General features: G+C 49.2%; 2 protein-coding genes. Both read right to left on the reverse strand.

Annotation, left to right across the window (positions count from 1 at the left end; all coding sequences use genetic code 11):
• The coding region (locus G9G57_RS25125) for an SDR family NAD(P)-dependent oxidoreductase (protein ID WP_164965670.1) at positions 1-5,864 on the reverse strand (5,864 nt) is incomplete at its 3' end.
• On the reverse strand, positions 5,848-6,915 hold a 1,068-nt coding region (locus tag G9G57_RS25130), incomplete at its 5' end, for a type I polyketide synthase (protein WP_164965671.1). The genes G9G57_RS25130 and G9G57_RS25125, both read right to left, overlap by 17 nt.

Here is a 6,915-nt window from a genome sequence, read left to right on the forward strand (position 1 = left end):
CCGAAGCTCTTGCACTGTCCGTCTACGGACAGCATCTGATTCGCACAAAGTCCGACATAACTCAGCGGATGCAGATACAGGTTCACTCCTCCTGCCATGGCCAACTCGCATTCTCCGCGGTACAGATGCTCACACGCTTCATGAATCGCGGTCAATGAGGATGAACACATCGTATCCACTGGCATGCTCGGCCCCTGCAAATTAAACAGGTACGAAATCCGGTTGGCTACTGAGCTAAAGGAAGTGTGAGGGAATATTTGCGCTCCCTTCCTCCACAGATCAAGACCATATAAATCAAATCCTGTTTTGGTAATTCCCGCAAACACACCTACACGGCTGTTATGTCGTACCGCAAGCTCTTCTCTGGTGTAGCCCGCGTCCTCCATCGCTTCCCAGCAGGCTTCAATAAACAGCCGTTCCTGAGGGTCCATGCTAAGTGCTTCCCGCGGTGCAATATTGAAAAACAATGGGTCGAATTCAGCAAATCCCTCGATAAAGCCCCCCCACTTGCTATAGCTTTTGCCATGTGAAGCCGCTTCCTCTTTATCAGGATGGAAGAATCCTTCTAGTTTCCAGCGTTCCTGCGGGATTTCGCTGACACAATCCTTCCCTGCCTTGAGATTTTCCCAATATTCATTCATATCCCTCGAACCTGGATACTTTCCTGCCATACCAATGATGGCGATCGGCTCTCGTGTTTCCTCTGCGACAGACTCCGCACAGCTTCGAACAGGCTTCACATAGCTACGGCTGGACTTCGTTGCCACCGTCTCCGCAACTGGCGTGCTTTCTTCTTCAGCGTACCGGGCTGTCGCAGCCGTTTCCTCTACCTGTTCCTTGTCCAGACTCATTCCAACCCACTGCATGCACTCCGGTGCGTATTCCGACACCAAATATTCCGCCAAGGCACGCAAGGTCTGATACTCATAAAACAGCGTCTTGGATAGCTCGCCAAAGGATTCTGCCAGCTTGGCATTGAGCTGGGTAATCATAATCGAATCAATCCCATAACGCTCTAGCGGTTCTTGGGCTTCAATGCTACCGACGCTCAGACGGGTCACCTCTCCCAATAGCGCCTTGAGATGATACAAGGTTTTATCGTACAGTAAACCCGCATCCAGCTTCGGCGCAGATGCCTGTATCGCACGGATACCGGCCTGCGAGACGGCTTTCGCCAGATAGGCCTCGATTTTCTCAGGCTCTCCTTCCAAGACCATCACCTGATCCTTGCTTGAGGTCAGGCATTGGTACAACGCCTGAATGCCCGACTCGGTCTGTAGAGGCGTAAGGCCCATGTTCTGTCTCATGAGTTTTTCTGTGTCCGCGTCAATCCTCATCCCGCCTTCTTTCCACAGCGGCCAGCGGATGGATAGCGTCCGGCCCCGCCGTTGCTGGGCTTCCACCAGGGTATTCCGGTATGCTGCGTACGCATCCATAAAGGCGTTGGCGGTGGCATAATCGGCCTGTCCCGGATTGCCCATACTGCCCGAGATGGAGGAAAAGAGCACGAAGAAGTCCAGATCCTGACCGCTGCTCGCCTCATCTAGATGGACCAGCCCTTGGACCTTCGGTCCCAGCACCTCGATAAATTCTTCCCTGCTTTTCTTGAGAATGAAGTTATCGTGAATGATCCCAGCGCAGTGGATAATCCCGTGAACACGCCCGAATTCTTTCTGAATGCTTTCCAGCAGGCTGGTAACCGTGTTCCTGTCGGTGATATCCCCCTGCTTGTACACTACTCTGGCTCCTAAGGACTCCAGCTCCTTCAGCCGGGTTTGTCTGTTGCCGTCCAGTGGCGAGCGGCCTGTCAGGATCAAGGTTGCTGCTTGGGTGCGCCGAACCAGTTCTTCGGCAACAAGCAGCCCCAGGCCGCCAGAGCCGCCGGTAATGAGATACACGCCACCGTCTCTCCATGGCAGCTTCTCTTCTGGCCGAGACGACTCGAACCTGCTCCAGCAAGCGGTTTTGCGTTGACCACCCTCATAGCGAATCCATCCATCCACCGGACTGCGGCTGTTTTCCTCCAGCTTCGCCAGCATGCTTTCCGCAGATTCTCCCTGTTCCACTTCGATCAATTGGCCGATGAGTTTTGGATTTTCCAGTCGGGCGGTCTTCAGCAGACCCGAAAGTCCTGAAAAGAGCCGCCCTTCTCCAGCCGCCGTCACGACAAGCTGAACCAGCACCCTTCCGGCAGGCTTGTCTTTGAGCAGGCCCTGGATGCTCTCAAAGGCCTGAACTGCATAGGCCTGAAACCGCTCATCCACCCGGCTCTTCCCGGATGAGAAGGCCAAGATCTGTGCTGCTCCGTTCAATCGCGCTTCGAGCCGTTCAGGTAAAGCCTTGTCCGGCTCACACAGCAAGATGATACGGCGGTCGTAGGTAGGTGCTTCCACCTCTGGCGATACGTCCTGCTCCTTCCAAACTGGCTCCAGCAGCAGGGTATGGCTAGATGTAGCCACAGGTTTTGCCTCTGCTCTGGAAATCGTTGATTTGGTTTCACTTTCTATACTTATGCTTTTAGCCATTTGGGTTTCATTCCCAGGCGCCCAATACCGCTCTTTTGCAAAAGGATAAGTCGGTAGTGGGATTCTGCAATACGGTTCATTTGAAAACAAACGCTCAAAGTCTAACGGATATCCCTGAACATATAAATCCGCAATCGTAGTTAAAAGCTCCAAATACTCGCGACAGTTTTGAATACATTCATTTCCATATCTCTTCAATGACGTTTGAATGCGTTGGTCTTTTTCGTGTAGTTCAGAATAATAAACTTGAGAAGAATTGCCTTTTTCCAGCCACCTTTTAAGGGACATGACAAGCTCACCTTGATTGCGGGCAACACATGCAAGCCGATGATTGCAGTGCTTTCTCCCAAGCAATAATGTATAACTCATGTTACCGCAGTCTGCCTCAGGCTCCTGTTCGCAATAGGCAATCAGTTGCTCCACCTGACGGCGTAATTGTTGCGAAGTCCGGGCGGACAGCGGAATGAAATAAGCCGGCTTTTCGCAATGTCTTCGTTTCGTATGTGGAGCCTCTCCGATGACCAGGTGGGCATTAGTACCACTGGCACCAAAGGAGCTGACCGCAGCACAGCGTCTGGCTTCAGGCTCAATCAGCCAATTCTGCAACTGCGTATTGACATAAAAAGGACTGTCCGCAAACTGAATATTAGAATTGCCTGATTGGAAATGAAGTGAAGGCGGAATCTGCTCATGCTTTAATGACAATAACAGCTTAATTACTCCTGTGATTCCTGCCGCAATTTGCGTATGACCGATATTCGTTTTGATGGACCCGATCGCGCAAAATCCCTTCTTGTCCGTATACTTTCTAAATGTTCGCGTCAATGCCTGATATTCAATTGGATCTCCCAATTTGGTACCTGTCCCATGTGCTTCCACCAATTGGATTTGCTCTGGATGGATATGAAAAGTATCGTACACATATTGCTCCAGTCGCTCCTGAGACTTCTGGCTTGGTGCAGTAAGTCCATTCGTGGTACCGTCCTGATTGATTCCTGAGCCTAAAATTACCCCATAGATGTGGTCACCATCGGCAACTGCTTCCTCAAGCCGTTTGAGTACAACAGCGCCAACAGCCTCTCCTGGAACCATTCCGTCTGCCCTGTCATCAAAGGTATAACAGTGCCCTGTGTGAGACAGCATTCCTGCTCTGTCACCGTATAAATAGCAACGAGGGGTTGTATGAATATACACCCCGCCAGCTAAAGCCATATCCGTTTCTCCAGACCATAAACTTTGGCAAGCAAGATGGGTGGCAACTAGCGAACTCGAACAAGCTGTATCTACAGCTATCGCCGGCCCATGAAGATTCAAGTAGTAGGAAATTCTGGCGGGAATCACGGAGCCCATATGTCCCCACAGTGCTTGCGGTGGCAGGTCTTCACCCAGCAATCGCTGGTAATCGCCTTCGGCACAGCCTACATAAACTCCGCACCGACGCCCATCCATCCCTGTACCCGCATAACCTGCATCCTCTAGAGCATGCCATGCTTCCTCGAGAAACAACCGCTGCTGCGGATCCATGTAAGTTGCTTCCAGTCCGGAAATATTGAAAAAAAGCGGATCGAACTTATCAATATCCTCCAAAAAGCTTCCATAATTGCAGTAACTCGTATTTTTTTCCTGGTATTTCGAAAGATCCCACCGAGTTACCTCTTTTACTAAATCGTCGCCATTCTTAAGGTGATTCCAAAGCTCATCTACATTGTCAGACCCGGCAAACCGCCCGCTCATTCCAATAATCGCAATCGGCTCTCTTTGCGCCAAGCTTTTTCCTGTATTCTCCTGTTTAGGTCTTTCTGGCTCAATCGATGCACTTGCCGTTTGAACCGGATTAAACATATATTCCTTTTCCTTAGGCGCTTGGGTTTCACGGCTTGTATCTTTACCATCCTCTATGGGATCAGCATTGTGTCCCAAAACTGGTAAAACGATGTCGCCGAATTGGCCTAAAATGTATAACGTCAGTTGTTTGACCGAACTGTAATCAAAGATGTCTGTAGTCTGCAAATGAATGCCCAGCCCCTGATTAACATCCTGTACAAAGTTGACGCCAAGAATAGAGTCCAGGCCATAATCTGCGAATGACTCATGGACATCAATCATAGAAAAGTCCACATTCAAGGCCTCTGCCAACTTCTCTACAATAAGCTCCCTGACATGCTCTTCAGCCCTCTCTTCAGTAACATCAGCAGCTGATTGAATCCCTGTGTCACGCTGTTTCAATGGAGGCTTGCCAGGTTCAAACTTCTGTTGATCCCGAAGTATACCATCGCTTTCAGCTACAATAATTTGCTGGCCTATTTCATGCGCATCCTGAGCGGGGAAGAAGACAGACCGGAACCCCTCGCTTTCCAATACCTCCTGCCAACGTTCAGGGTATAAACCGGGAGAGCCTGGAATACGCAGCTCGGGGTCATTATAAAGCCACCATCCCTCCAGCAGACCAAAGGTTAGGTGGTTTAACAGCGAGTTTCCACTGATTTCATTGATAAGAATCAGGCCGTTTTTTCGCAGCGATGCTTTGACATTGCCTAATGTCTGCCGAATGTTCCTCGTAGCGTGCAGGACATTGGTGGCAATTGCAATATCATATCCGCCCGTGTCGATATCTTGTCCCACAGCCGACTCTTCCACATTAAAAATTTTATAAGTCAGGTAAGGATTTTGCGGGCCGTACTCTTTTTGCGCATGCAATAAAAATGCTCTTGATTTATCGGTATAACAGTATTCACGAATATGCTCCTGATAAGGTCGAAGCTTCCGGAAGAGCATAGCGCTGGTTCCTCCAGTGCCTGCACCAATTTCAATAATTCGAATCGACCCTGACGGGTCATGCTTAAGCCGTTCATTCAAGTAGGAAACTACAATATCCCCCAGCACTTCATTAAAGTAATCTGCTGCAGGACTATTTTTATATATACCTTCTACCAGCTTCATAGAGGACTGAGGAAAAACAATGTCAGTGGCAGGTATGTTTCCGGTCAAAATTTCCGGCAGCTTGCGCAATGTTGATTCTACGAGTACAACCCAGGCCGAGAGATCCGGATTTTTCAGCCATTCCCCTTTCTTCAATTCCCATTCCTTCCATACAGCCTGCAGATCAACCAAAGCTGTATCCGTTACGCTATAAGAGTCTCCTTTACGGTAAAAATAATGATTCCGCGCCAATACCTCTATGCTTTCTTCAAGCCAGCGATCATATAAATTCAGCAATGCTGTTTTGGTTTTAAAATCATTAATCATAGCTTTCTTGTCCATATGTGCATAGGGGCATAATCCCATCAATTGCAAATAACCCCATAGCAATTTGCATAAGACATCATTCATTTCCTTCATCTGTAAGCCTCCTCATCCGATTAGTCCCTCGCGTCGTCCCATCCTGTTCCGAGTAAGCTTGGTTGTCGACCATAGTCGAAGGAATTCTTTCGTATTCAGCCGCTAGATAAGAAATATCTGGCATCTTCTTCATTTTGACACTGGTGGAAATATGGCTCTGAATATTCTGGATATACGAAGGAATAGCTTCGGAATTTGGATCTTCGCTTTCTTTTTCATACTTTTGCGAAATATTTGCCGCTGTCTCAGGTGTTCTTTGATCAACAAATATATCTGTTGACTGTACAGATTTGGTAGATTCAATGGAAGCCTGCTTGGTTTTAATATCCGTGATCCAATACCGCTCCTTTGCAAAAGGATAGGCTGGCAAGCTTATTCTCTGCGGCTTGGCATCTCCATAAAGCATGCTCCAGTCCATCGCCAGTCCCTTTACCCACAGATCCACTATCTTCGCGTATTTCCGTTTCCCGATCCAGGCAGCGATCGTTTTTTCCATATCTTCATCTTCTAACAGTGCGGACAGTGCCTCTTTGTTTCGCTTGACCTGTCCTCGATACAGCTCGGAAATCCCGTCGTGGCCTTCCAAGAATCTTTGCAGCTTTTCCACCAGTTTCGGCATCGATTCAGCAATGACCGCCAGGCGTTCTTCCATCGCTTCACGTCCTACCTGGAGCGTGTAGGCTGCATCGGCCAGATTGCCCTCTGTGACCTCTCCTTTCCCGATCACGGACAGCAATCTCTCGACCTGCTGTTTCAGTCGTTCCTCATTTTTGGCTGACAATACGATAATCACAGGATTGTGAGCTGTCACACAGATTGGCGCCTGCTCTTCCGGAACGTACTCTTCGATGATGACATGAGCATTGGCGCCTCCTGCTCCAAACGATGAAATCCCCGCCATTCTCGGGTATTCCCGTGTCTCTCCATCGAGCTCAACCACTGGCCGCTTCCATTCCTCCAGCTCCTGCTGGACAACAAACGGCGTCTGCTCAAAAGGAATGTTCGGATTCAGTTCCTGGGCATGCAGACTGGGAACCAGTGTCCGGTTTTT

Source organism: Paenibacillus sp. EKM211P (assembly GCF_011066175.1).
GTDB lineage: Bacteria > Bacillota > Bacilli > Paenibacillales > Paenibacillaceae > Paenibacillus > Paenibacillus polymyxa.